General features: G+C 37.7%; 16 protein-coding genes. 9 read left to right on the top strand and 7 right to left on the bottom strand.

Annotated elements, in window-relative coordinates; all coding sequences use genetic code 11:
- Window positions 1–205: 205 nt before the first annotated feature.
- The 4 genes from HNP38_RS17565 to ruvA form a co-directional block, all read right to left on the bottom strand.
- On the bottom strand, window positions 206–532 hold the full coding sequence (locus HNP38_RS17565) for a VanZ family protein (RefSeq protein WP_228461092.1): 327 nt from the start codon (window positions 530–532) through the stop codon (window positions 206–208).
- 25 nt (window positions 533–557) lie between these two features.
- The gene (gcvH, locus tag HNP38_RS17560; RefSeq protein WP_184191997.1) at window positions 558–935 is read right to left on the bottom strand and encodes a glycine cleavage system protein GcvH; all 378 of its coding nucleotides are present in this window, start codon (window positions 933–935) and stop codon (window positions 558–560) included.
- A 110-nt stretch (window positions 936–1,045) separates the two neighbouring features.
- Window positions 1,046–8,092: a cell surface protein SprA gene (gene sprA / locus HNP38_RS17555; protein WP_184191995.1), complete on the bottom strand. Its 7,047-nt coding sequence runs from the start codon at window positions 8,090–8,092 to the stop codon at window positions 1,046–1,048.
- A gap of 58 nt (window positions 8,093–8,150) precedes the next feature.
- The gene (gene ruvA, locus HNP38_RS17550) at window positions 8,151–8,735 is read right to left on the bottom strand and encodes a Holliday junction branch migration protein RuvA (protein ID WP_184192013.1); all 585 of its coding nucleotides are present in this window, start codon (window positions 8,733–8,735) and stop codon (window positions 8,151–8,153) included.
- Window positions 8,736–9,096: 361 nt separating this feature from the next.
- Here ruvA and HNP38_RS17545 point away from each other — a divergent pair, with 361 nt between their 5' ends.
- Window positions 9,097–11,310, top strand: a complete 2,214-nt coding sequence (locus tag HNP38_RS17545; protein WP_184191993.1) for a C25 family cysteine peptidase — start codon at window positions 9,097–9,099, stop codon at window positions 11,308–11,310.
- A 128-nt stretch (window positions 11,311–11,438) separates the two neighbouring features.
- On the opposite strand, the gene HNP38_RS17540 is transcribed toward HNP38_RS17545, so the two are convergent.
- The 3 genes from HNP38_RS17540 to HNP38_RS17530 all read right to left on the bottom strand — a co-directional run bounded on the left by HNP38_RS17540 (window position 11,439) and on the right by HNP38_RS17530 (window position 14,942).
- The gene (locus tag HNP38_RS17540) at window positions 11,439–13,727 is read right to left on the bottom strand and encodes an NADP-dependent malic enzyme (protein WP_184191991.1); all 2,289 of its coding nucleotides are present in this window, start codon (window positions 13,725–13,727) and stop codon (window positions 11,439–11,441) included.
- 16 nt (window positions 13,728–13,743) lie between these two features.
- Window positions 13,744–14,595, bottom strand: coding sequence for a BadF/BadG/BcrA/BcrD ATPase family protein (locus tag HNP38_RS17535; RefSeq protein ID WP_184191989.1), 852 nt, complete (start codon window positions 14,593–14,595; stop codon window positions 13,744–13,746).
- An 83-nt stretch (window positions 14,596–14,678) separates the two neighbouring features.
- Complete coding sequence (locus HNP38_RS17530) at window positions 14,679–14,942, bottom strand: hypothetical protein (RefSeq protein WP_184191987.1); 264 nt, start codon at window positions 14,940–14,942, stop codon at window positions 14,679–14,681.
- Between the two features lie 230 nt (window positions 14,943–15,172).
- Here HNP38_RS17530 and HNP38_RS17525 point away from each other — a divergent pair, with 230 nt between their 5' ends.
- The 8 genes from HNP38_RS17525 to gwsS all read left to right on the top strand — a co-directional run bounded on the left by HNP38_RS17525 (window position 15,173) and on the right by gwsS (window position 23,944).
- Window positions 15,173–15,631, top strand: a complete 459-nt coding sequence (locus HNP38_RS17525; RefSeq protein ID WP_184191985.1) for a GtrA family protein — start codon at window positions 15,173–15,175, stop codon at window positions 15,629–15,631.
- 2 nt (window positions 15,632–15,633) lie between these two features.
- Entirely contained in the window at window positions 15,634–16,362 is a 729-nt protein-coding gene (locus tag HNP38_RS17520; RefSeq protein WP_184191983.1) for a lysophospholipid acyltransferase family protein, read from the top strand.
- A gap of 41 nt (window positions 16,363–16,403) precedes the next feature.
- Window positions 16,404–17,849, top strand: a complete 1,446-nt coding sequence (locus HNP38_RS17515; RefSeq protein WP_184191981.1) for an MFS transporter — start codon at window positions 16,404–16,406, stop codon at window positions 17,847–17,849.
- Window positions 17,845–18,897 (top strand): DUF3810 family protein, encoded by a 1,053-nt coding sequence (locus HNP38_RS17510; RefSeq protein WP_184192011.1) that lies wholly within the window; start codon window positions 17,845–17,847, stop codon window positions 18,895–18,897. Before HNP38_RS17515 ends, HNP38_RS17510 begins: the two co-directional genes overlap by 5 nt.
- A gap of 585 nt (window positions 18,898–19,482) precedes the next feature.
- On the top strand, window positions 19,483–20,991 hold the full coding sequence (locus HNP38_RS17505; protein ID WP_184191979.1) for a vitamin K epoxide reductase family protein: 1,509 nt from the start codon (window positions 19,483–19,485) through the stop codon (window positions 20,989–20,991).
- Window positions 20,992–21,254: 263 nt separating this feature from the next.
- Entirely contained in the window at window positions 21,255–21,617 is a 363-nt protein-coding gene (locus HNP38_RS17500; protein WP_184191978.1) for a hypothetical protein, read from the top strand.
- A 73-nt stretch (window positions 21,618–21,690) separates the two neighbouring features.
- Window positions 21,691–22,704, top strand: a complete 1,014-nt coding sequence (gwsG, locus tag HNP38_RS17495; protein WP_184191975.1) for a grasp-with-spasm system ATP-grasp peptide maturase — start codon at window positions 21,691–21,693, stop codon at window positions 22,702–22,704.
- A gap of 157 nt (window positions 22,705–22,861) precedes the next feature.
- Window positions 22,862–23,944 (top strand): grasp-with-spasm system SPASM domain peptide maturase, encoded by a 1,083-nt coding sequence (gene gwsS, locus HNP38_RS17490; RefSeq protein WP_184191973.1) that lies wholly within the window; start codon window positions 22,862–22,864, stop codon window positions 23,942–23,944.
- The last annotated feature ends 2 nt before the right edge of the window (window positions 23,945–23,946 follow it).

The raw sequence follows: 23,946 nt of genomic DNA, 5'->3' as shown, positions 1-23,946 counted from the left end.
ATTAAAAGCCCTCCTGCGCTGCCTAATACCTCCCGGTTTTAGGTCCCGCAAAAATACAAACTTATCTACACACAAAACAAATCTATTTAACATAAAAATAATCATCGTGGAAAAGTAATTACCATAACTTTCTGGTATAAAATTATTTAAACCTTAAATCAGAGTTTTCCACAATAAGAGAATAAATAAGAATTTAGATTCAACCTTAGAAAAAACGGTTGATAAGCCCTTTATATATATAATATCCCAGTAAGCATCCTACCATATCGGCAACAATATCCAGAGATTCCATAGATCTGCCCATATTCATTTCTTCCTGAAGTATTTCGGTAAGGAAAGCATATATAAGGACTATCTGAAAAAAGTAAGAGAATTTAATTTTAGGAAATGCCGAGATTAAAGAGAAACCGAGCATTGCGAATATAGAAACATGCAAAGCTTTGTCGATTCCATTGAACATAAACCAGTATTCATGGTTTTCCTGTCCCGGCTTCAGAAGCATATAAGTAAGAAATGCCCAATAAATGGGCAAGATCTTACTAAATATTTTTGAAATTTTATCCAATGATAGCCTGATATTCTTCTGCTGAAAGCAATTCAGACTGATCAGCACCCTCAGCGATTTCCAATTTGATGATCCATCCGTTTCCATAAGGATCAGTATTCAACAATTCAGGCTGGTCTTCAAGTTCTGAATTAAATTCAATTACTTTTCCTGAAACAGGCAAGAATAGATCTGAAACAGTTTTTACCGCTTCCACACTTCCGAAAACATCTCCTCCGTTCAGTTCATCATCTACGGTATCTACATCTACATATACAATATCTCCCAACTCTCCCTGGGCAAAATCTGTAATTCCAATAGTAGCGATATTACCTTCGATCTTAATCCATTCGTGATCTTTAGTGTACTTTAATTCTGATGGTGTATTCATTTTTCAATTTTTATATTCCGCAAATTTATTCAAAATTCCATAAGGTTCAAATATTAAGCATAAAAAATGTCCCTCAAAATAGAAGGACATTTGATTTATTTTAATTCATCCTAGAAACCGCCACCTGAGTCCCCGAATGTGAATGTAGCTGAAATTCCTGCTCTGATCGTTGACAGTGGGAATGCTGTGGAGATCTTATATTTGGATGTCATCTGCTCATAGAATACTCTTAAGTTAAGGTTTTCAGAGACGTTATAGTCTGCAGAGAGTTTAATATTTAACAGTTTCTGCCCTCCTGTCACCTGGGAATCATCCAATAGTATGTTAGTGATACTTGTTTTACTGTCTCTTAAAGAGAAGTCCCCTCTGATGTTAAGATCGCTTCCTTTTCCTTTACCTCTTCCTCTCACATTTGTCATTCCCAATCTAAAATTTCGTATGATATAGCCAACTCTTACTACATATTCTGTGTTTGAATCTTCGGTAAGGGTATGGTTTACCAATCCCAGCAACAACATTCTGTTTTTGTTATACTGTAAACCGAACTGCATATTGTTTCTCATCGTAACATCTATCCCGAGAAGTGGTGAGAAGGATTCCACATAGCCTACCTGGGAGAATGTAAACGGATTGATAAGATCTCCATTAACGTCAAAATCATCCGTCGTATCAATGGTAGAAATACCATTAAAATAATCTATACTGGACTGGATCCCTGTCGCCGTATAGGTCGCATTATAAGAGTGAAGGAGATCAAATTTAGAAAACTGTCCGCTGATGATTGGAATGTTTTTTAATCCTGAATAAGTCACTCTCCAGTTTGGCAGCGGCAATCCAGCCTTTTTGGCATCGCCGATCTGTTTCGGAGATTTTCCTTCAACTGCTGCCCTGAATGCCGGGATCAGGACATAAGCATTGGCAATGCTGTGCGCTTCCGTAAATCCATCCGGTTGTATTATTCCTCCCATCTGCTGTGAAATGGCTTTTGCATTTTCCCTGATAGCCTGATATACCGCAGTTCCTTCTTTGAAGGATGTTTTAAGAAGCATCACAGAGTTGGAATAGGTGATCTGATCATTGGCAAATGCAAAACTATGATCCGCAGTATTCAGATTTTGCGGATTATTAAATCCGGTCTGTGAGAAGTTCCTGTTATAATTGTGGAGCGCATTAATATCGACCCTGAAATCATTAATAGGTACTACCTGTAAGTTTGCCCTCAATTCTTTGGTCGACATCCGGACATATGGGTCTATCATGAGGTCTGCAGGACTTACCCATCCTCTTTCAATTACTGTTCTTCTGATATCCGCCTGAGAGCCTAACAGGAATCCGGTAGTAGGGCCTCCTAAGGTCTGACCATAACCATACCAGTTTGGAGCAGATAGTAATCCAGGAAGCACAGTACCATTGTTTTCCGAGTAATTGATGTCTAACTGCTTAAACGAGGTTAACAGGAATGCTAAACTCTGAATCGGGGTTAGCTTGTTTTTGAACTTATACTTCTTATACTTATATCTGTTCTTTTCCCAAGCCTGAGTATAAACGTTATTCAAAGAATCGATTTCCTGCTTACGCTTCTGAAGTTTGGTAGAGATATTTTTAAAGTACTTGAACTGGCCAAAGAATTTCGGAATGTCTGCAGAAGCAGTAGCCTGAATAACATTGGTGTTCTGTCCTATTGATCCCAGACTTCCTTCAGGACTTGAAAGTAAGGCGGTAGATCTTGAATTCCAGTTGTAAGTGAAGCCATACTGTAATTCTGCATCAATGAAATCCAGATATGGCAGGTACTGGAACGGAAGTCTATAGTTCAACTGCACCCTGTGATTATAAAGTACAGGTCTTCCGGCCCTGAATACATTTTCAAAGATGGACTTATTATCCATAGTATTCACATTTACATTATCATTAAGTGTTCTGGTGGCTGAGTTGATCTCTAATTTTAATGATTTTGTAAAGTTGAATCCTAATCCGTACTGCCATCCAAAGAAGAAGTTCCTGTTTTTTATCGCTCCAAAATCTTCTCCGAAGTTTCCGTTTAAAATGGATTCAATGTTTCTGAACTCAAGTTCGTTATAATTTCTATCAATTTCTGTTCTGAATGATAACCTTGTCGGGATCGGATTGAAATTGAATTCTTTTATCCATCTCAGATATTTGGTAGATTTAGCCGTATCGCTTATCATTTTATTGAAAGGCTTAATCACCCATGGCTTGAATGAATAATTATAGTCTACATATCCTCTAAGGTACTGCCTGTAGTTTCTCTTTGTATAAATATCTCTATAGAAATCATCATTGTAAACAGCCGTCACCGAAATGTTTTCCACATCATAGAATCTGGCTTTTTTATTCGGGTTCACTCTTTCTTTATGCATGTTTACCACGCCTATGCTTCTCTGCTGCGTATAGGTTCTTGCCACTTTTTTAAGCTCTTCCCTATTTGCTGCTTTTTTAAACTCAACATCGGTATCCAAAGGATTATATTTCGGATCTTCAATAGTCTGTGAGTAAGAGTAGTTCAACGGAATTTTCACTCCGCTCTTTTCAGGAAGCAACTTATCTACATTAATTGCTGTATTGATACTGAATGCGGACTGGGTAGACTGATTCCTTTCCGCAGGCTTGGAGTCAATATTACCAAAACCGACAGAGGTATAAGACGCACTGGTATTTACCGTTGCAAAATCACCTAAATTGAAATTTAAACTCGCATTTCCGGCATACCCCCCATCATTTTCTATCTCCGAAAGCCTGATCTCATTGATCCAAAGTACCCTGTTTATTGCTCCTCCGCCTCTGGTTCCTGCATTTCTTATCCCCACCATAATGGTTGTGATGTTTCCTAAGCTCGGGCGTCCTTTGATATAGATCTTTTTGAATGTTTCCCCACCTTCAAATGACTGATCCCAAACTCTCTCCGCGATTTTATCCGGAGAATCCTTATCTCTTCTGATCTTGGCATCCACGAAGTTCTGGATATCAAAATCCACTTCGTTTTCAAACGGCCAGATCTCCATAGGCGCGGTGGCATTATTCGGAGTAAGCTTCAATGATGCTTCATATTCATAATAGTTGTCTGTAGCATCGCTTCCAAAACGGATGAAGAATTTGGTTTTTTCGTCAATTCTGCCAATATTAAAATCTTCGCCTCTCGGATCCTGAGCATGTACAAAAAGTTTTAATTTTTTATATCTTCTCATATCCAAAGCCGTATTCTTGAACACCCCTCTGGCTTCATCACCTGCAAGGGTTGTAGCCTTCATATATAGTGATGCCTCATTCTGTCTTTGTGCCCCTGCATTTCCACTCAGCACCTGTCTGTCAATTCCCGGAGGAAGTACATATGGCGGCTGGTTTAATGCATTCTCTTCAATATTTACACTTCCGATCTCAAAGTTGGCAGGCCCTACATTTATAGTTCCTTCATTAGTTGCAGGATCCGGTATAGGGGGCGAAACAGAGGTATTAAAATATTTTGCAATATTCTTAGGATATCTTCTCCAGTCTGATCTTACAAGGTCCATAGTACCAAATCTCAAGGTAGAAGTCTGATCAAACCCGGCTAACATCAATCTTGCAAATCTTACGTTGTTAAGAACTTCAAGGGTTTGGTCTCCTTCAGCATCCGGATCATCTAATTTTGAAACCGGAATTCTGAATAAATACCATTTTACATCTTCTGTCTGCCCATTCTGGAACTGCGCCTGAACGGTTTTAACATCTACTATATTATTCTGGCCTAAAACTAAATTCGGAGGATCAAGCTTCACTACATACTCATTATAGTCTTCACTTTGATCCAGATTGTAATCTTTATTAATATCTTCTGCATCCGGAGTTTGCGAGGCTACTTCCAAAGAGTTGCTCTGTGAGTTGCCTTCCGGGTTTCTGAAGTATTTATATCTCTGAATTAACGAAGAAGCCTGGCTGCCGGTGAATTTGTCTGACATATAGAATACAAAATCATCTACAGCAGGGTCAGACAGGTTGGTCACAGGGTTTACGAAGGTATTTCCGAATTTCATTGCTTCCTGATCGGAATTCAGACCATCATATCCGGCATCCTGTGTTGTTCTTTCCTGCCCCTCGCTGGAGAAAGCATATAGAATCGGCGGCTGCTTCGGCTGTACTCCCCAATTTGAATTGGTCGTTGTAGAAGGAGCCGCAGGAGTCGGAAGACCATTTTCATACTGCATATATCCATCTTTCAGAATGTCTTCAGAAACATTTCCTAATTGTAGCAATAATCTTGGGTTTGTTCCCAAAGTTCCACCATCTGCATAAGGGTCCATTAACCAGAATTCAACATACTCGATATTTGAAGTGATAAAGTTGGATACACTGATCGGCCTCATAATACCTGCCCATCTTTGTGCTGTAGTTTCTGATCCCGGATTTGTATTATATGGCCCTTTTTCCTGAGGATAGTATGAAATATCGAATGTATTGGTAAAGGTCTGCTCCCCCGCAACAAAATCTCTGTTATTATAGATCTCAGAATACTGTACCCTTCTCGATGCATGGTTAGAAACAGACTGCGGTGTAATTCCTGCAGGTGCTTTTCCTCCTACTCCCCAGAATCTCGGATCGATGTTATACCAGGACAGGAGTCCTCTTCCGTGACCGCTTGTGACATCATCATTCGCCGGAGCCCCATTAAACGGAGCAAGGGTGTTTTTCTCCGGTTTGGAAGCCAGGCTCCATGCCGTAGGTTCTTTTAACGATATCTTAGAAGTTGTTTGTTCGAAATCATCAATGTATGACTGATCATTTGTTCCTTTATTAAGTCCCGGAAGCAAATAAGCGGCTTCCATTTTGAAGTTAAGGTTTGAAGGTGCTTCAGTATTCACCAGTGGGATCTTATCCGTGAGCCTGGTAAGGAATGGAACTTCGTTATTGTACATCAAATTGATCCCGGCCATTGTATTGTTGACCGCTTCCTGCCCGTAATTCACTTTTTGGGTAAGCGGTGATTCGGAATAATTGACAACCGTTCCGCCTAATATAAAGTTTTCACTGAATCTTCTTTCTAAATTTAATCCCAGGAATCTTTTTCTTTGGGTATTAAACGTTAACTGGTTCTCCAATGAAATATTGATAGCCTGGCCCGATTGTTTTACCTGCTCATTAATGATGGTAACCGATCCCAGCATATAATCGACCGTATAATCAATTCCTTCTGTCAACTGTACTCCATTGGCGGTAACTTTTACAGATCCCTGCGGAACGTTTACAGCTCCAAGGGAAATTCCCTGTCCCTGTGTCCCTTTATAGCGTCCTTCCATAGTATAACGCTGTGCCAGGTTATTGGATCTGGCAATTTCTTTCTGCTGAGTATACAGGTCCGTGAAAACATACTGAGGGTTGCTACTTCCCAGAACACCTGCCATATAACTACCAAATGGCTGAGTTTTGGTGAAAATAACTTTTCCTGTTTCCGGCCTGATGGTAATACCATTAACGAAGTCAAAGATACCGTCTCCCAGATTACTTACGTTATTCTGTAAATCTCCGTTCATATTCAAACGGTCCCAATTAAATAGCTTCAATAAGTTAATATCCTGAACAGAAGTATTCGGAAGGTAATTCACTTTACCCCCGGTTTGCGGATCTCTATAGAATACATTCAGAATGAAACCGTCCTGATTCAACTGTCCTGCATCTAAAGGATAGATGTTCTTCATCATCAGGTTCCACATCGGGGAACTAGGCTTGGTTTTATTGTTAGGCTTTAATACTTTAGTGATCAATACCTGGCTTTCTTCTGAAAATTCCCCTACTTTATATACCTGATTGGTTCCGTTCATGGTATATGAATAAGAAACCGCTAAAAGCTGGTTATCGTTCAATTTCTGATTTAATGAGATATAACCCAGCTGTGGTTGAAGCGTATATTCATTGGCATTTAGCCTTCTTGCTTTTTTATTGAAAATAAACTGTTCCCCGTCATCATAGACTTCCGGTGTTCCTGAAGCATTTGGAAAAGACAGTCCCGCCAGAGTGTTGGCATAATTGGCACCTGCATCCCTTGGAGTTCCCATTGTGGTGGAAATACTTTGGTAAAGACCATTCTGCGAGTTATCCGGAAGCCCGGAAGCTCCGTCCCCTAAATCCCTGATCCCGACAATACTTTTTTGGTATGCTAGATTGCTGTTCCCCTGGTCCAAAACCCATACTTCCAGCCTGGTGATATTGATCTTCGAATTGATCTGAGGATAGGTAAGTAATGCATTATCATAGTTGTCCAAGAAGTAATGCCCTAAAAAGTAGTGCTGGTTATCTTCATAATCAATAGCATTGATCTTAAAGTTACTCATTACACCACCACCCTGAACGACAATATTTCTTGCTTCACCCTGCTGTTGGGAAAGCACAAGGGTTCCAAAGGTTTTACCCAGTTGGAATTCTGTTTTCACCCCGAATAATGACTGTGAACCCCGGATAAGACTGGTAGAAAGAGGCATATTCACATTACCGAATTCAACCCTTTTTATAATCTTATCTTCACCACCTGCACTCGGAGCATTGACATCGCCAAGCCCTTTGGACTGCAGGTCTTTCCAGCTTCCTTTTGCCTGCCATACCAGATTCATTCTGTTTTCAAACGCAAAACCGCTCTGGGTATCGTAATTGGCTTTAAGCTGTAGATTCTCTCCTACTTTCCCTAATAAGCCCAGCTGAATTCTCTGGTCAATATCAAAAGTAAAACTCGTCCTGTTCTGAGGAAGAATCAAAGGGTTATCTATTTTCTGGTATAATCCCGCAAAGTCAAAAGAAGCATATCCTGAAGGAATGATTTCAATTTTATTGCTTCCGAATATGGTTTCGAAGAGTTTGTTACGGATGGTTAAGGACGGGATCAGCCCTTTTCTCCGGGCATCACTTTTATCTTTTCTGAACAGCAGGCTGTATTTGTCCGATTTTTCTTTGTAATAAGCTTTTGCCTGTGCCGCCAGCATAAATTCCTTATACTCTTCCGGCGACATCGCAGTGGGAGGCCCTGTAATTACGTTTCCGATCTTAGGGTACACATAGTACATCCCGGTTTTGATATCGTAATAGGCTTCATACTGTGTAGGGTCTGCCAACTGATACTCTTTCTTTATAATAGCAGTGTCCCTTACCTGCTGTGCAAATGCACTGACTGACATACACAGGAACGACAGGAACAAAAATATATTAAGGTACTTATTATTTGCCACCAAAGTGTTAAATGTTTTTTAAAATTTGTTTTACCAATTCTTCAACAGAAATATCCGGATCTTGCTTAATCATCCGATCTGCAATCTTCTCACTCATTCTTTTAGGAATGCCTAAAACTTCTAATGCAGATAACGACTCTTCCTTGATTTTATTATTTACAAATGTAGAAATATTTTCTTCCGGATTACTGAATTTTTGGACTTTATCCTTCAGATCAACGATGATTCTTTCAGCCGTTTTGGCCCCAATTCCTTTAGCTTTCTGGATGAGAACACTGTTCCCTGAAAGGATGGCCGAAGCTATCTCATCAAGGCTTAAAGTTGAGAGTAATATAAGGGCAGAAACAGCCCCCACTCCGTTAACGCTTATTAAGAGATTAAACATTTCTTTTTCTGAACGAGTGTTAAACCCGAAAAGCAAATGGGCATCCTCACGGATAATCTGCTGTGTAAAAAGAAATGCGGACTGGTTTAGAACCAGCTTCTGAGAGGTCATCAGGCTAATGCCCACATAATAGCCAACACCGTTTACATTGATCACAGCATAGGTGGGGGTAAGCTCCTGAACAATACCTTGTAGTGAAAATATCATCATTATTTTTTAAGACTCCCAAATATAGTAATTTAAACTAATTAATATTTTCATTTCACAGGCGAATGAATTTAATTTATTTTTTCAAGAAAAACCTAATAACCAGTCATAAAAAACAAAGCCCGGACTCCATGAAAACCGGATCTTTTCACAGAGACTTTCGAAGCTGATATGAAACCTCAATTTACATTCAGCTAATAGAAAATACCAAACGGTTAAAAATTTCAGATGAATAATTTATTTTCAATTTTATATCTCAAATATTAATATATGCACAAAAAATTAAGTTATTTATATAGAATATTTCAACAAATAATTAATTGATATAATAATTTTATTATTTTCGTATAAAAATTTGCTTATGAAGAAAATAATTTTACTTTTTTCATCCCTGTTTTCATTGGCGTTCAGCGCTCAGGATTTCAGGATGCTTACGAATAATAAATCTCAGCTCGTTATCAGCCATAGTCTCAAAAAAGTAGATTTTAAGTATACCTCTTTGAATAGTAAAGAGTGGATAAATTTTGCTAAAACCCACAGCGTAACTTCTCTTACAAAAGGGGCTCCGATGCTTCCGGTCTTCAATACCTCTCTATTGATCCCGGAAAAAGGAAATGTAAAATTAGTGGTGGAATATGACGGCTTTCATGATATTCCCAATGTAAATGTACTGCCATCCAAAGGAAATCTGAAAAGAAACGTGAATCCTGATCTGGTTCCTTATGAATTAGGTACGGAATATGAGTCAAATCAATTTTATCCCTCTAGTCTGGCCATACTTTCAGAGCCTTTCATACTGAGAACTTTACGAGGGGTTACGGTTTCATTCTCTCCTTATCAATACAACCCCATAACCAAAACTTTGCGGGTATATGAGAATCTGAGAGCCCGTATTGTGACTGCTTCAGGTGAAAAAGGAATTAATGAAATATCTGGTTCATCTAATTCTGCGGATGATCTTAATACTTTCAAAAACCTATTCCTAAATCATACAGCAGCCACTTCTAAAAACGCTAATGAAGAGGAAGGAGAAATGCTTATTATATGTCCATATAGCTATCTTACCCAGATACAGCCTTTAGCTAACTGGAAAAACCAAAAGGGTATAAAAACCACCATTGCAACCAATGCAGGAACTACTGCCGCTTCTACTAAAAATTTCATTCAGAATTTCTACAATACAAATCCTAATCTGAAGTTTGTCTTATTGGTAGGCGATCACCAGCAGATCCCCGCTTATTCCTATGGGATGTCAGGGTCTGAACCTCTTTGGAGCGACAGCTTTTACGGGCAGTTAAACGGAACCGATTATTTTCCTGAGGTTTTTGTAGGCCGTTTTTCAGGAACATCCACTGAAGTAGGTATAATGGTAAACAGGACGCTGGAGTACGAGAAAAATCCCGGATCAGGAAACTGGATGCAAAATGCCGTGGGTATCGGCTCTAATGAAGGTGCCGGATATGGTGATGATGGGGAAGCTGATTATCAACACCTGAGAAATATAAGAACTAAGCTTATGAATTATGGATTTAATACGGTTCATGAGTTTTATCAGGGAAGCCAGGGTGGTTCAGATGCCGGTGGCGAGCCTACTCCTTCAATGGTTTCCAATGCCATTAATACCGGCGCAGGCCTGCTTAATTATACGGGGCATGGGGACAGAAACCTGATGGTGACCTCTGATTTTACTTCTTCGGATGTCCAGACATTAACCAATACAGGAAAATATCCTTTTGTTGTTTCTGTAGCCTGTAATAACGGGACTTTTACAGAATTATCCGGTTCAGCAACCACCAGCCTGGGAGAGAGCTTTCTTCGGAAACAGAACGGAGGAGCAATCGCATTCACCGGTTCAAGCATTTTAATGTCCTGGGCCCCTCCCATGCAGACACAGGATGAAATGACCGAATTTATCATAGAAAGCTATCCTGCCAATAAAAAAACGACTTTGGGCGGATTATTTTATAACAGCCAGGTAAGCATGTTGACGAAATATCCGGCAGAAGGCCCTGAGGTAATGCAAACCTGGATATTTTTCGGAGATCCGTCTGCTACATACAGAAGTAAGATCTCACAAAATATTACGGTAACTCATCCGTCAACTGTTAGTATTGGGGCTTCTTCGCTGAATATTTCATGTAATACGCCAGGAGCTGTTGTTGCCATTTCTCAAAACAATGTATTTTTAGGGAAGGGAGTTGTAGACAGCAACGGAACATTAACTCTAAATTTCCCTATGCTTAGCTCGCCTGACGCTCTTATGATCACAGCTACAAAACAGAATTACATTCCTTATCAGGCTCCTATTACAGTATCAGCCCTTTCAATTGAGGAAGAGCATATACCTACCGGCATTTATCCAAACCCTGCTAAAGATTTTATCTACATAAAAGGTATTGATATCAGTAAAAAACCTGTAATCAATATTTACGATAAAGTGGGAAGACTGGTAATATCCAACGCTGAGATGAATAATGAAGGTAAAATAAACATCAGTATTCTGGAAAAAGGAAATTATATTTTAGAGATGGTGATATCCGGAAAACAGGAAACCACAAAACTGATTGTAGAATAATTTATCATACAAAAGAGCAAAACGTAAGTTTTGCTCTTTTAGTTTATATAGTATAGTAATAATTTTTTCAATAAGTAGATTGGGAAAATAAAAAGGCTGATTCATCATAATGTGATCAGCCTTTTGTTTTATTTTTTACTTTCTCTTCTCTGGGCATCAAGCACTGCAATCGTCGCGAGGTTTACGATCTCATCGACGCTTGAACGCATCTGCAAGACATGTACCGGCTGCTTCAGCCCCATCAGGATTGGCCCGATCACCTGAGCTACTTTCATTCCTCTGATGATCTTATAGGATAAGTTGGCACTTTCCAGATTTGGGAAGATGAATGTATTGGCAGGAGTGGTTTCCAGCTTTGAGAAAGGGTAATCACTTAAATGATCTGCATTCATGGCAAAATCCGGCTGAATTTCCCCATCAACAACCATTTTAGGATATTTTTCATGGAGAATACCTACCGCTTTAGCCACTTTTTTGGAAGTTTCTGATATGGCTGCAAAATTCTCAAAGCCAAGCATTGCGATTCTTGGTTCTATGGCAAAGGATTTAACAGTAAGTTCTGCCATTTTTGCAATGTTTACAAGATCTTCAGCACTCGGATTGTGGTTAATGGAAGTATCTGCAAAGAAGATCGGCTTTTTCTCGGAAAGGATCATCATCATAGCTGCCACTTTGTCTACTCCTTTTTCTTTTTCGATCACCTCCAGAACAGGGCGCAATACTGAGGTATAGTTTTTGGAAAACCCTACAATAAGCCCGTCCGTATCTCCGTGTTTTAACATTAATGGCCCGAAATAGTCTCTCTGGCGAACATATCTTTTCGCTTTGTATTCGTTCATCCCTTTTCTCTGGCGCAGCTTCCAAAGGGTTTCTCTGTATTTTTTCCTGTTTTCTTCCTGGTCGTCATCATTCGGATCGATAATCGGAACATCAAGATTGATTCCGAAACGTTCCATCTGCTGCTTGATATAAGCTTTTTCTCCTAAAAGGCTTGGATAAGCAATTCCTTCTTCATAAAGAATCTGAGCTGCTTTGAGGACATTATATTCTTCAGCATTTCCCAGGGTAATCCTTTTTGGATTGGATCTGGCACGGCTCTGCATCATTCTTACCAGCTTTTCATCTCTTCCCATTCTGTCAAGAAGATGATTTTCATATTCCTCAAAGTCAGCAATGGTCTTTCTTGCAATACCGCTTTCGATCGCTGCCTTAGCTACTGCACATGAAACTTTGGTGATCAGCCTGTTATCAAACGGCTTTGGAATGAAATAGTCTCTTCCGAACTGCAAATTCTGAACATTATAGGCTAAAATTACGGCTTCCGGAACGGGTTCTTTAGCTAAATCTGCAATGGCATGAACGGCCGCCAGCTTCATTTCTTCATTGATCCCTTTTGCCTGAACATCCAATGCACCACGGAAAATATAAGGGAATCCCAATACATTATTAACTTGGTTAGGATAATCGCTTCTGCCTGTTGCCATGATGACATCAGGACGGGTTGCGATCGCCAGATCATACGCAATTTCAGGATCAGGATTGGCCAATGCGAAAACAATCGGGTTATCACTCATACTGTTCAGCATTTCAGGGGTCATGACGTTACCTTTTGACAGTCCTACAAAAACGTCTGATCCTTTTATAGCGTCTTCCAGGGTTTCGATATCGGTATTGGCAATGAAATCCAGCTTTTCTGGAGTAAGGTTTTCTCTTTTATGGTTGATGACTCCTTTGCTGTCACACATCAGGACATTTTCTTTCTTAAGCCCCAGTGCAATATACAGCTTGGTACATGCGATGGCTGCAGCTCCGGCTCCATTTACCACCATTTTCACTTCTCCTATGTTTTTATTAGCGATCTGCAATGAGTTGATCAATGCTGCCGCAGAGATAATAGCAGTCCCGTGCTGGTCATCATGCATTAAAGGAATATCGAGCTCTTCTTTCAGCCTTTGTTCTATGTAGAAGGCTTCCGGAGCTTTTATGTCTTCAAGGTTAATTCCTCCAAACGTAGGTGCAATCCCTTTCACTATCTCAATAAATTTATCCGGATCTTTTTCATTGATCTCAATATCAAAAACATTGATATCCGCAAAGATCTTAAATAGAAGGCCTTTCCCTTCCATTACCGGCTTTGAGGCTTCCGCCCCGATGTCACCCAGTCCCAGAACTGCCGTTCCATTGGAAATTACCGCTACAAGATTTCCTTTCCCCGTATAGTCATATACTGTCTCCGGTTTTTCGTGGATTTCCATGCAGGGAACCGCAACACCCGGCGAATATGCCAGCGACAGGTCTCTCTGGGATGAATGCGGCTTTGAAGGGATCACTTCAATTTTCCCTTTGGGTTCGGATTTATGATAGTCTAACGCGGCCTGATTAAAATTCTTTTCGTCGCGATGGGTTTTGCTTGACATAGAGTGTTGTTTTTTATTAAAGTATGTATTTAATGTGGTAGTCGACTAGGCCTTCAATAGGCTTCTGCACAACGTGTCCCACATTTAAATTGAGCTCTGCAGCCGCAGAACGGAGAATATTTTCGTAATAATAGGCAATGGAGCCGATAAAATTGATTTCGGCCTCTTTTGATTCTTCATAAGGGAGAACCTGGTAGTCAAAGAAATTCATCATTTCTTCGAATACCATTTTCTGGAAGTATGGGTGTTCTTTTCTCTCCACCACGAATTTATTGAAATCCGCCAGATAAGCATTCGGGCGGGAAGTATGATACATATTTTTCAGAGCCTCCTCTATGGTCAAATGATAGGTTTCTTCAAACTGATGATGCAGATCCTCAGGAAGCTTCTGCATAAAGAATCGCCGTACAAGCTGTTTGCCTATAGAACTTCCGCTTCCCTCATCACCGATAAGGAAACCTAATGACGGTAGTTTTATTTTTAGTTTTTTACCATCAAAATAACAGGAATTGGAGCCAGTCCCCAAAATACAGACAATTGCCGGAGTTCCGTTATAAGCAGCATATGCCGCCGCCATAAGGTCTTCTTTGGCTTTAACTTCTGCTTTGGTAAAAAACCTGTGAAGCTCCCTTTCTATAATGGCACAGTTTTCAGGTATTCCACAACCTGAGCCATAGAAAAAGACTTTAGTAATTGAATTTCTTACTGCATTAAGGTTAATATTCTTCTCAATTTCCGGTACGATAAGTTCGGCTGCGATATTATTGGGATTAAAGCCAATAGTTTCGGTTTTCATAAAGACTTTTTTAAAGTCATCCAGGATCACCCAATCACATTTAGTAGAGCCACCATCAACAATAGCAACCATATTTACATTTTAGTTTAAGGATGCTAAATTATGAATTTATCTTTAAATAGCCTTTAAAAACAATAGGTAAGCTAAAGATCCGGTTAATGTTTTATATCTGTTTTTTCCTGGTTGAACTGTATGAGCCAGTCTTCTATTTCGTCTTCCAGATAGGAGGCTTGAAGAATCATCGCATTAATAAAATCATCGGGAACAGCTTCTCCTTCAGAGTTCTCAAGGTTCCAAAGTTCGTCGGACATATTTTCGTACTCTGAATACACCCGTTTGAAGCGGGAATTTTCTCTTTCCAGAGCTTCAATATTTTTCTGCTGGAGCTGGAATTTTCTGTATTTGTTTTGACGTTCCATACAAATAGTTAATATAAATAGGTTATAGTAGTGGGTAGTATGCTTTCAATCACGCATTACAAGATAGAAAAAACCATCAACACAAGTAGTTGAAAATGAATTTATTATCAGGTACATTTTACATTGTTCTGAAAACTAAATTTAGAAATATTTTTGAATTTAAAAAAATTTTTAACAACTTTTTTTACGGTTTAACATATAGTTATAAATTTGCACATCATATCAATTGAATGAGAGATTTATTATTACGCCAGAAACAGATTTTGTTCTTCGTCATTGCAGGAGGGCTCAGCGCCATCGTTGAGATAGGGACTTTCAAGGTCTTCAGCACCTTTCTGCCTCAGATCATCTCTCAGGAAACCAATTTTAACGGTATCCATTATCCTTTAAGTAATATTTTCTCTACAAGCTGCGGGATCATCAGCAATTATTTCCTGAGCATCTGGTTTGTTTTTGAAAGAGGGAAGCATTCGAAAAGAAGGGAATTTGCCTACTTTATGGGGGTTTCTTTTGTATCCACCATCCTGAGTCTTAGTTTCTTTCAGGTATTTTACAGCTTTATATTTAAAGATAATATCGACCTGATTATTTATACCCTGAGTCCTGAAATGATCAGTAAGATCTCTGCTATTTTACTGGTTTCCATTCTCAATTATTCTGTAAAGAAGAAAGTAATTTTTAACGGCTGATCGTGGTAAAGATTTTAAATTATCTCTGGAGATTCTGGCTTTTAGTGCTGGCCTTTGTTCTAACCATTATTCTGGGAATACCTGTTTATATATTGTCTTTCAGTAAAAAGCATTATAAGTATGCCTATCAATTCATCCGGATCTGGTGTTATGGCATGTTTTACGGCATGGGGCTTCGTTATGAGCTGATCAACCTGACGGATAAAAAAATTGACAGGAACCAGCAGTATGTTATCGTTTCCAATCATACCTCTATTATGGATATCATGCTGCCATGTATTTTGTTTCCGCACCACCCTCTTTGCTATGTAGGAAAGAAGGAGCTGGTAAAAATCCCTATTTTCGGGACCATATATAAAAGGATATGTGTGATGGTAGACCGGGGCAGCGCAAGAAGCCGTGCGGATGTTTACAGAAGGTGTGCCGAAAAGATGGAGGAAGGCAACAGCATTGTCATTTTTCCTGAAGGCGGTGTACCGGATGACACTTCCATTATGCTGGATCATTTTAAGGACGGTGCTTTTATCTTATCATCCAAGCATGATTCTCCTATTGCAGTTTATACATTTGTCGGCTTAAAGGAAATGTTCCCTTTCGATCATTCAAAAGGATATCCTGGAAAGGTAAAGGTATACTTCAATGACATCATGGAACCCTCCGATTCTCCGAAGGATTTAAGAATGTCATCTTTTGAGACAATAAAAAAAACCCTAACAAACCATTCTATTTAAAAGAAATAATTATATTTGTTATTAAGAAATTTTTAACAAACATGTCGAATTATTCAAAACAAACTAATTGGGGACAATTTGTTCCATTAGTTACTGTATTTTTTTTCTGGGGATTTGTAGCGGCGAGTAACGATATTCTGATCCCCGTATTCAAAAAAGCTTTTAATTTATCTCAAACCGAGAGTATGCTGGTGCAAATATGTTTTTATGTTGCCTATACTGTCGGTTCTTTAATTTACATGATTGTTTCAAAAGGCCTGAAACAAGACCTGATCAATAAGATAGGCTATAAGAATGGCTTGATTTTAGGGCTTCTTATTTCCGCAGCGGGAACCTTACTATTTTATCCTGCTGCAAACATGGCTTCATTCCCGTTAATGATCTCCGGATTATTTATTGTGGGATTAGGTTTCTCTTTGCAACAGATTGTTGCCAACCCGCTGGCCATTGAGGTAGGCCCGTCTGAAACAGGATCCCAAAGATTAACTATGGCTGGAGGGATCAATAATCTAGGTACGACCATAGGACCGCTTATTGTTTCTTTTGCGATCTTTGGTTCTGCTTCAGCAGCAAATACGGAAGCAAGTATTGAAAGTGTAAAAATCCCTTACCTTATTTTAGGAGCAGCTTTTGCTTTAGTGGCTTTAATGCTTAAATTTTCTTCTCTTCCGGCTGTAACACTTACTAACGTTAAAAATACTGATGATACCACTCCTGGAGAACACAGGACTTCTGCATTGCAGTTCCCTCAGCTGATTTTAGGGATGATCGCCATATTTGTTTACGTAGGAGTAGAAGTATCTACGGCAAGTAATCTTCCTGCTTATATGGAAAAAGAATTAGGATTTGAAACCAAAGAGGTAGCGCCTTACATTTCATTATACTGGGCTTCATTAATGATCGGACGTTGGACCGGTGCCGTGGAAGCTTTTGATTTAAGCGCAGGATTCAAAAAGATCTTAAGGTTTTTAGCCCCTTATCTGGCTTTTGGGGTATTCTTATTCGTAAATGCTATTGCAAAGCACGACCTGTCTCCTTTTTATGTATATGCACTGATTATTATAGTTATGATCATCTGCGACATTATGAGTAAAGGTAACCCTGCAAGGATGCTGCTTATTTTCTCTTCTGCTGGTATTGCAGCTTTATTAATAGGAATGTTCACTACAGGAATGGTTTCCGTATATGCCATCACAAGTGTGGGCCTATTCTGTTCCACCCTATGGCCTTGTATCTTCGCTCTTGCCATCAACGGTCTTGGCAAACATACCAATCAGGGGTCAGGATTGCTGATCATGATGATCATGGGAGGCGGAATTGTAAGCCTTATACAAGGATATGTAGCTGATTTAACTGATATCCATTCAAGTTATATTGTAGGGGTTATTTGTTTTGCTTACCTGGCATTCTATGCCGTACGTGTAAGCGGAATTTTAAAATCCCAGGGTATTGATCTGGATAAAATTTCCAAAGGAAGTGGTCATTAATCATACAAAAATATATAAGAAAAAGAGATTTTGGACAGCTATTTTAGTTGTCCAAATTCTTTTATTCTTCATTTTTTCGAAATCCGGAATAATGATTTCATTCTTTGAAAACCTTTTTGAGTTTCAAAAATATACCCATCAGGTCTTGTTTGCCTGGATTCCGTTTTCACTGGGAGATATTCTTTATATTGTCTTATGCATTCTTCTCATCTGGCATATGATCCGATGTTTTAAAAAGGAGACCAGAAGCAGCTCTGCTCTGAAACTGTTGGTGACCATCAATATTTTTTATTTTATTTACCAGATATTCTGGGGAATGCTGTATTTCCAGACTCCTGTCATTAAAAAACTTTCACAACAGGAAGAACCTTCTTTAAACAAGGCAAAACAATTGGCATTGCAGTATCTTGAAAAATGCAAAGCCACACGAAAGATCGTAAATGAAGATGAAAACGGAGTGTTTATTGTAACTGATCTGAAATCCGTTCAAAGCGAGATCCTCATACGACAGCAAAAGCTGCCCAAGTATATTTCAGATAAAAAAGCCCCTTTGATCAATGCTTTCAAACCAAGTATTTTTGGAGATATAATGAGCTTTACCGGGATTTTGGGATATTATAATCCTTTTACCGCTGAAGCCCAATATAATGCTAAGCTTCCCTCCACCTACATACCTTTTACATCGGCTCACGAAAGCTCCCATCAACTGGGATTTGCCAGAGAACAGGAAGCTAATTTTATCGGTTATTTAATAGGTATTAACTCCGGTAATGCTGAGTTGAGATACAGTACTGAGTATTTTACCCTTAAAAGCCTGTTGAATTTTATTGCTGAAGAGGATCCTGACTTTGTAAAGAATATCCTTAAGAATTATTCCCCCGAGATGAAAAGAGACAGGGCATTTGAAAAGAGGTTTGTTCTGCAGCATCAGGGATGGCTGGATGACTTTTTCGGTTTTACCAATAACTTGTTTTTGAAGAGCAATCAACAGGAAGGCTCAATTACCTATTCCTACTTTATTGATCTTCTTCTAAATTATGAAAAGTAATATTATAAGAAAAGAATCGTATCAGGCGATACGATTCTAAAAACACAAATGATGAAAAAAAATTTATTACCTTGACTTGTTCCCTCATTCAAGGCGTTGTAAAAGTACAACATATTTTATAAATACAAAAACATTTTTAACATTTTTTTAAACTTTATGAAAACTTTATGAATTTTTAAGTTTTTTTGAGTTCGGGACAATTTTGGAAATATAATGATGAATATTTTAAATAAATGTAAATCCCATATTTTAAATTCAATTTTAATATAAAAAATATACAAAATTAAACAATTGTTTAAAAATCATTTTATCAGATTTATTTTCATTACCTCCATTACCATTTTTCAGTGGATTTCTTTCCAAACAAAAAAGAGACCATGAATGATTCTGAATGAGTAAAAAACATTCCGGTAATTGGTTTATTGACATTTTAAATCGTATCAGGACATACAATTCCTGTTAAAGTTACAAATCTTTAAATATCATTAGCTAAAGTCGATCAACAACCATAAACTATATCACCAATTAAAGAAAAAACCATTTGTTTTTTTAAAACATCTGCGTATTTTAGTTAAAAATATTAATATGACTTTTGATAAACTCATCAGCTATCTCAAACTTGATAAACAGGAGTTTCTTTTTCAGTTCAATTCTCATCCCAACTACCCTTCTGCGCTGGCATTCAGTGATACGCTTAATTTTATGGGTGTGAGAAATGATGCCTATGAGTTGGATAAAGAATATTGGGATGAATTACCTGAAGAGTTTATTGCCATTGTTGAGAATTCCTTCTCATTGGTAAAGAAATCGGGAAACAGCTATATGATATATTCAGACAAAACCAAAGTACTGAACAAGGAAGAACTTCATCGTCAGTCTTCCGATTTTGTTCTTTTGTTTGAAAAAGATGAGAAGTCCGATCATAAGCCTGTTGTAGGCTTCAAGCCTTTCTTATATACTGTTTTTGTCATTATGCTTATTTATTCAGCTTTTTATCTGACGTGGTATGAGGCAGCTTTTAACCTCCTTTCCTTAATTGGGGTCTATATTTCCCTTGAGATCTTCAATCAGAAGTTTGGTAATGTATCTACCGTTATCGGAAGTATTTGCCGGGATACTTCGGCACAACAAAATCTGAACTCCTGTGATAAGATCATCATACAGGATAAAACCAGCTTCTTTGGATTGAAATTTTCCGATCTTTCCCTTATTTATTTTGCAGGAATTGCAGTACTGGGATTATTTTTACCTGCTACGGCATTTATCATCAAAGGCTTTACTTTGGCTTCTGTTATGGCAATTGGTTATTCATTATATATACAGGCTTTTGTAGAAAAAATGTTCTGCAGGATCTGTCTTTTGATCATAGCAATTCTAGCAGTCCAATTATTGATCTGTTTTCGGTTCTTTGAAAGTTTAATATTTAATACTGCTGTATTTCTGTTAACCATTATTTTATGGCTGATTGCTTTCTCAACTGTATTGTCTTTAAACCATCTGCTTGAAGAAAAGGAATCATTCAAGAAATCCAATGCCAAAAATCTGAGATTCAAAAGAAATTATGAGCTCTTTAAGCGAGAACTTTTGGATAAAGAAAGAATTGATTTTCAGGACAATCATACTTTTTCTTTAGGAAATAAAGAAGCCAGATTGCATATCGCCGTAATTTCCAATCCTTATTGTGGTTTCTGTAAAGGAGCTCATGATATCCTGGAAGGGATCTTGAAAAAATACCCTGACGAAGTTTCGGTTCAGATCAGATTCAACTACTCCCCGGAAAGAGCAGATGAAAAATACACCTCACTGATATCAAATTTTATGAGCATCTATAAAAACAAATCCGGGAAAGACTTTTTAAATGCTATAGACGACTGGTTTGAAAATAAAAACGAGGATAAGATAAGTCAATTAGCCGGTACATATTCAGCTCAGGAAGACTTAGGCCCTCTTGTCCGAATAACTCAGGAAAACAGTAATGCCGGTTTAAATTTCACTCCAGTATTTATCATCAACGGATATCTGTTCCCGGAGAAATACGACCGTGAAGATATCTGGTATTTCATTGATGAGCTATTGGAGGATGAAGAATTTTAAGATATAATCACTCCAACTTTTAAAATCGGTGTCACAATTCATAATGTTCAGTTATTAAAACTTATAAAAAGTATAAAATTCCTTTTCCTTCAAATCTTGCTTTCGATCTTAACGGCCGTAATTATTTCACCATTTATTGACGTTTTATAAACATATATTCATAAAATGGTTACGTTTAATCATTCCTGATAGGTTCTGATTAAAAATTGCCCTAGACTTGTCTATCCTTTAGTAAACGGATAAGATTATACAGTCGCGACGTATTGAGGGCCTACTCCTTATCGCCCAAAGAAAAACAGAAAAGGAAGCAGGAAAACAGCAACCTGAAAATATTGCTGTACGCTGAACAATCATCCCATGGCGTAAAGAAAGGGAGGTATAAATTAAATACTTACATTATGAAACTAGAAAATTTAAAATCGGACAAGTTTAAAAAATTACCAGCTTCTAAAGCCGTTAATGTACTTGGAGGGCAGGACCTGGAAACAAGTTCAGCTGCTATGACCTCTATCGAAGGTACCCGTCAAAGAGATTTTGACAGATTATACCAAGGTGAGCCAACTAACCTATGGTATGGAGACCCAACAATGAAAACACCTCTTCATGGACCTTATTCTATAAGCTAAACTGCTGAATTTATTTTATGAATACTTAATAAAGTGATCTATTAAGTATTCATTTTTATAATAAAAAATTGATATGACTAATCTTTTATCTCAGAACTATGTAGAAATTACGACTGAAGAAATAATGGACTGGCTGGCTTCTATGGAAATTGATTTCCATAGAATAAACGGAGATTTTCTATTAAAAGATAAAAAAAGAGAACTTATAATATCTAATAATAAGAACAAAGAAAATGAAAACTATACGATGAATGATGCCAATGTAGTATGGTTTAGGAGATGGCATCAGTTTGAATATGAAGAACAATTAATAATAGGTAATCCAGTTATTGATCATGATACAAAGTCCAGACTGATGAATTTTCTTAAAGGAGAATATATGACATTTTGTAATTATCTGTTCTCAAAAGTTAATCGAGATAAATGGATTGATCATCCAGGCACCCAATCATTGAATAAATTATTTGTATTAGAAAAAGCAAGTGAGCTTGGCATTAAGATCCCCGAAACTCTTGTCACAAACGATAAACAATCTTTAATAGAATTTATAAAAATTCATAACCAGGTAATTACAAAACCACTAAATGAGGTTGATGCATTCGAAATTGAAAATCATAACTTCTTTTTTGATACAAAACTTGTCACATTAAAAGATGCAGAATCCTATTCTAATGATTTTTTTTATATGTCATTATTTCAGGAGGCCGTCCCTAAAAAATATGAAATAAGAATATTCTGGCTTGATGAAGAATTTTTCCCTATGGTCATATTCTCTCAAAGAAGGAAAGAATCACAATATGATTTTCGGGTCTATGATTTTGAAACTCCAGACAGAATGATCCCTTACAAACTGGATAGTGAAGTTGAAGAAAAATTAAACTCACTGGCTAAAGGATTTGGTTACAGACACTGCTCTATAGACTGCATTATTAATGATTCCTATGAGACCGTATTTTTAGAAATCAATCCTATAGGTCAATTTGGAATGGTCTCCAAACCGTGCAATTATTATTTAGAAAAAAAAATGGCCCAATACTTAGTAGATTATGAAAAGAGTTACATTAACCAACAAAGTAAAAATAAATAAAGAAGATAAATTACCTTTTTTGTTTGATTTATGTATAGGAGAATCAAACAAAATAAAAAAAAGAGAACCGAAATTTAATGTATTCTCTTCAGAATACTATGGCTCTACCTACTCTTCGGCAAAATCATTTTATAAAAAAATCTCCAAAATATAATGTATGTCCGCTTTTTTCAAGTTATATACCAATTGTTTTCTGGTTAAAGGTGCCCATCGAAGTCTCATTATCGACATCCAGAGAAACCAGTATTTTTTTGTTCCTAATGCCTTTAATGAAGTCATTGCGATGAGCTCGGATATAGGAGTAGAGGAAACAAGATCCAAAATAAATAATAATAAAATACTGAACCAATATTTCAATTTTTTAGAAAAAAATGATCTTGGATTCTATTATACTGAACAGGAAAGAGAGAATTTTCCGGAAATGGATCTCACATGGGATTCTCCGTTCAAAATTTCAAATATGATCATTGATACGGATGCCAGGAAGGACTATAACTTTTATGCTAAAATAAATGCTGAGTTCACAAAATTAGGGGTTTATGCATTACAGATAAGATTTTTGGAGGTAGTTGACATGGATCATATTTTAGGAGTTCTCTCAGAGTTCAAAAAAAACAGGTTGAGACATATAGAAATGGTCCTAAAGTATAAAAAAGAGCTTACATCAAAAAAACTATCCCGATTGTTTGGTCTGGATCCAAGAATTGATTCCATTTCAGTACATTCTTCTCCTAAAAACAGCATTATTACCATTCCGAAATTTGAAAAAAAGATATTTTTTTCCCAAACAAAATTTTTATCTGCCAGCTGCTGTGGTGTTATTAGTCATGACTTCTTTGCTACAAACCTTCAGCATTTCACAGAATCTCAGAAACACAATTCCTGCCTGAACAGAAAGATCTCTGTAGACAAAGACGGAAATATAAAAAACTGTCCGTCTATGTCCCAAAATTTCGGAAACATACACACTACCACACTGGAGGAAGCTCTACAGCATAAAGATTTCAAAAAATACTGGATGCTCTCTAAAAATGAAATAGAAACCTGCAAAAACTGTGAATTCCGTTACATCTGCACAGATTGTAGGGCGTATACGGAACGTACCCATACCAATAAAGAAGGATTAGACACTTCAAAACCCCTGAAATGCGGTTATGATCCGTACACCGGCGTATGGGAAGAATGGAGTACAAATCCCCTGAAGCAAAAGGCAATAAAACACTATGAAGTGATAAATTAATC

This window comes from Chryseobacterium defluvii, from assembly GCF_014204415.1.
Classification (GTDB): Bacteria; Bacteroidota; Bacteroidia; order Flavobacteriales; family Weeksellaceae; genus Chryseobacterium; species Chryseobacterium defluvii_A.
Note: the sequence above shows the minus strand (reverse complement) of the source record. Positions and strands in the feature narration are given on the sequence as shown.